A 1,129-nucleotide genomic window follows, 5' to 3' on the forward strand; every position below is an offset into this window, starting at 1 on the left:
GGCGACCAGACCGGCGACGTGCGCCATGTCGACGAACAGCAGCGCACCGACCTTGTCGGCAATCTGCCGGAAACGCGGGAAGTCGAGGGTCTTGGGCGAACTTTCTGCACAATGACTTGCTTGGCAGTCTGTGCAGCGATGCGGCCGAACTCAATGGATTCGATTTTTTCTTCGACTACGTCACCGACCTGAGCGCCAGGGTGCGTTTCGGCAACCTTGCTCGGCCAGGTTTCGATAGCCGGATCGTCCAGGTCTGCTTCTTCGACGACCGTCCAGCGACGGAATGTCTCGTAAGCACCGGTGTGGCGATTGATTTCCACACGCAGATCGACTTCGTCCTCGAAACGCTTTTTGGTAGCAGTGGCCAGAGCCAGCTCCAGCGCTTCAAAAATTACGTTTGCCGGTACGCCCTTTTCATTGGATACCGACTCAACAACCAGCAGTACTTCTTTGCTCATCGTACGCCTCGCCTTTCGCAAGCCATTGGATCCGCGGGATCCGCGTCTCAGTCAAAACTGGGAATAATGTTGGCCTTGTCGATCATATCGATCGGCAACAGGAACTCATGGTCTTCAACCTGCACCACGACGTCCTGCTCTTCTACACCGCGCAGAAGGCCCTGAAAGTTGCGTCGTCCTTCAAATGGCGAGCGCAGCTTGATCTTCACTTGTTCACCGGCAAATTTTGCAAACTGCTCAATAGTGAACAGTGGGCGTTCCATGCCTGGCGAGGAAACTTCAAGGGTGTATTCAACGGCAATCGGATCTTCAACATCCAGGACACCGCTGATCTGACGGCTGACGATTGCACAATCGTCCACCAGCACACCGCCCTCTTTATCAATATAAACGCGCAACATTGAGTGGCGACCTTGAGCCGAAAACTCAATACCCCAGCATTCATAGCCTAGGGCCACGACCACCGGGGCCAGCAAGGCCTGCAACTCTTCTAGCTTGCTCGACACCTGAACCCCCTCGTGCATGTATGTGCATGCTATGCAAAATAAAAAAATGGGCGAAACGCCCATCCTTGAAACGCCGTCGAACAGCGGCGTAGATCGTTCGATCAACTCCGACTTCGTCATATTTTTCCCTTCTTTTTCAAGCAGCTAGGAAAATCGCTTCAAAGG

1 protein-coding gene and 2 pseudogenes are annotated in these 1,129 nt (G+C 53.7%); all 3 read right to left on the reverse strand.

Features of this window, described 5'->3' with window-relative positions:
- A pseudogene (locus ACQKP4_RS29225) lies at nucleotides 1-93 on the reverse strand (hypothetical protein); the annotation flags it as partial.
- Between the two features lie 2 nt (nucleotides 94-95).
- Nucleotides 96-458, reverse strand: a pseudogene (locus ACQKP4_RS29230) (NusA N-terminal domain-containing protein); the annotation flags it as partial.
- Between the two features lie 47 nt (nucleotides 459-505).
- Nucleotides 506-964 (reverse strand): ribosome maturation factor RimP, encoded by a 459-nt coding sequence (rimP, locus tag ACQKP4_RS29235; protein WP_010463487.1) that lies wholly within the window; start codon nucleotides 962-964, stop codon nucleotides 506-508.
- Between the last annotated feature and the right edge of the window lie 165 nt (nucleotides 965-1,129).

The sequence above is a fragment of the Pseudomonas sp. NPDC086278 genome (assembly GCF_050280905.1).
Classification (GTDB): Bacteria; Pseudomonadota; Gammaproteobacteria; order Pseudomonadales; family Pseudomonadaceae; genus Aquipseudomonas.